The following is a 2,664-nucleotide window of genomic DNA, read 5'->3' as shown; positions in this document are numbered from 1 at the left end:
GGGCGCCGTCGGCGATCGCGGTCGCCGTCGGCGCCCAGGACCGCGCCGGCGACCGTCCCGGCGAGAGCGCAGAGGAAGGCCAGGCGGGAGGCCCGGGACCAGGTGGCGATCGCCCCGTCGGCCCAGCGCAGGTAGGGCGTCAGCGCGACGACGCCCACCGCCGAGCCGAGGACCAGCACGGCGAGCAGGGTCCGCCCGGGCGGCTGCGGCCCGCGCCACAGCGCGGCCAGCATCGGGAGGAGGAGCAGCGCCAGCACGGCGGCCAACGCCACCCCGGGGACGGCCCACAGGAAACGTCCGCCGCAGAGCCAGGCCGCGAGCCAGAGCCAGCACAGGCAGACGACCTGACGGATCGCCAGCCCGAGCGCCGGGTGGGCGCGACGGCCGCGCGCGGTACCGCTCAGCAGCCGGGCGGCGAGGGCCGCGAGGGCCGCCGCGCATCCGGCGGTCACCGCGACCGGGATGCCCAGACCCCAGGAGCGCGGTCCTTCGACGTGGACGACGGGCGGGCGGACCGGGTACGCCAGGAACTCCCACCTGTTGTCCTGGTCGCCCCGGATCAGCGTCTGCCCGGGGTAGTTGGCGAGCACCGCCCAGCCACCGTGCACGGTGACGACCACGATCTGGGCGGGATGGTCGGCCCTGGCCGTCGGCCGCACCGGCGGCTGTGCGCCGGTCGGGTCGACGTCGACGCTCTGTTCCGGCATCGGCGGGTCCGCGGTGGGCGGAACCGGCACCGGCACCTCCGGCATCAGCGACTCCGACGACTCCGACGGGAGCGGCCCCCACGGCGTCGCGGCCGCGGGCAGCCCGGGCAGGGCCTGAACCAGGACGGACGGCCGCGGAGGTGGGAGACTCCTCCGCACCGACGGGCCGGGGTCGTTGGCGAGCCCCCAGTGGCGACCCCCGTCGGTGCTGACCTCGATCGGCGAGGTGGAGTCGAGCAGCCGGAAGCAGTGCAGGGGGTCGCCGGGCAGGCAGGAGCCGGTGTCCGGGCGCCGGGCCCGATCGCCGGGCCGGGCGGGGGGCTCCCCCTTCAGCAGGGTCCAGGTGGAGCCGCCGTCGCCGGTCGTCCAGAGGTCGCTCCCGACCTCCAGCACCGGCCGGCCCCGGTCGTCCCAGAGGAACGGGGTCCGGTCCTGCGTCGGCGAGGTGGCCACCATCGCGGCCACGGCCAGCGGCACACCCACCACCGCCGACCACGGCCGGCGGCGCCGGGGCGCACGCGCCCGGGTCCACAGCCACCAGCTCAGCCCGAGCAGCGGCAGCGCGGCCAGGTCGGCCGGGTCCCCCTCGATCCGGCTCGGCAGCCCGCTCCACGACCAGATGCCGGAGGCGATCTCACCGCCCGGTGGCCCGGACTTGGCGAAGCCGAAGCTCACCGCCGTGACCAGCAGGCCGATCACCGCGGGCCGGTCGCCGCACAGGCGCAGCGGTGCGCGCACCGGCAGCAGGGCCGCGAGCAGGGTCGCGAGCGGGGTCAGCACCAGGGTCACGAGCAGGGCCGTGACCGGGGGCGCGGCGAGCATCCAGGCGAGGTCGCTGGCCTTGCCGGTGAGCAGGGTGTCCGGCCAGATCCGTTTGCCCACATGGTCGTTGACGATCAGCACCAGAACGGCGCCCAGTGTCCCCGGATGCCCCGCCCAGCGCGCGACGGCGCGCACGGCGTCCCGCTCCCCCGATGTCCCCATGCGCCCGAGTGTTCCGCGCCCGGGACACGCACGCCACGCCGACATCGCGATCCGGACGCGGCCGAACGTTCCGGAGTCTGGGTTCCGGAGCCCGGGCCGGGGGGTGGGACGCGGTGACGTCGGCAGGCCACGTGCGCACCGTTCCCGGCCGGTTTTGGCGGGTCGCCGGGGCGGTCGCCGGGGCTACCGTGGCGGGATGCGGGCGCGACCGGGAAGGACGGCCTGCGCCGCACAGCCGTTGGGAGGACGGATGTCTTCGCCTCGCGGGGCGGGCCGGCCAGGCCGTACCGCCCGTCTCCTGCTCAGCACCCTGGTCGCGGCCGCCACGGCCGTGATCGCCCTGCCCGCGACCTCGGCGCACGCCGCCGGCCGGGTCGTCTACCTCACCTTCGACGACGGACCGGGTCCGTACACACCGCAGGTCCTCTCCGTCCTGGCCCAGTACGGAGCGCGCGCGACCTTCTTCGAGATCGGCCAGAACGTCGCCCGCTACCCGGAGTTGACGCGGCGGGTGGCGTCACAGGGGCACAGCGTCCAGAACCACAGCTGGTCGCACCCCGATCTCAGGTCGCTCTCCAAGTCCGCGTTCCGGGACCAGGTGACCGCCACCGACGCCCGGATCCGCGCGCAGACCGGCTCGACGCCGGGCTGCCTGCGCCCGCCCTACGGCGGGGTGAACGCGACCGTCCGGTCCAGGGCGGCCGGGCTGGGCAAGACGGTGAGCCTGTGGAGCGTCGACCCGCAGGACTGGGCACTGCCGGGCCGGGCGGCGATCGAGCGGCGGGTGCTCGCCGGGGTCGGCCCGGGATCGGTCGTGCTGCTGCACGACGGTGGCGGCAACCGCGCCCAGACCGTCGCGGCGCTGCCCGGCATCCTGCGCACCCTGAAGGCACGGGGTTACAGCTTCGGCCTCCTGAACTGCCGCTGAGCCCCCGCCGGACGGCGGCCGGGCCGCCGGTGGTCCGGGCACGAC

At 76.4% G+C, this 2,664-nt stretch carries 1 protein-coding gene and 1 pseudogene; one reads left to right on the top strand and one right to left on the bottom strand.

What is annotated here, in order from left to right; all coding sequences use genetic code 11:
* Positions 1 to 1,691, bottom strand: a pseudogene (locus ACFWOG_RS39470) (hypothetical protein); the annotation flags it as partial.
* 250 nt (positions 1,692 to 1,941) lie between these two features.
* Between ACFWOG_RS39470 and ACFWOG_RS39465 the strand changes: the two are divergent.
* Positions 1,942 to 2,619 carry a polysaccharide deacetylase family protein gene (locus tag ACFWOG_RS39465; RefSeq protein WP_329881337.1) on the top strand — a complete coding sequence of 226 codons (678 nt, stop codon included), beginning with the start codon at positions 1,942 to 1,944 and terminating at the stop codon, positions 2,617 to 2,619.
* Positions 2,620 to 2,664 lie beyond the last annotated feature (45 nt).

The sequence above is a fragment of the Kitasatospora sp. NPDC058406 genome (assembly GCF_042722765.1).
Classification (GTDB): Bacteria; Actinomycetota; Actinomycetes; order Streptomycetales; family Streptomycetaceae; genus Kitasatospora.
Note: the sequence above shows the minus strand (reverse complement) of the source record. Positions and strands in the feature narration are given on the sequence as shown.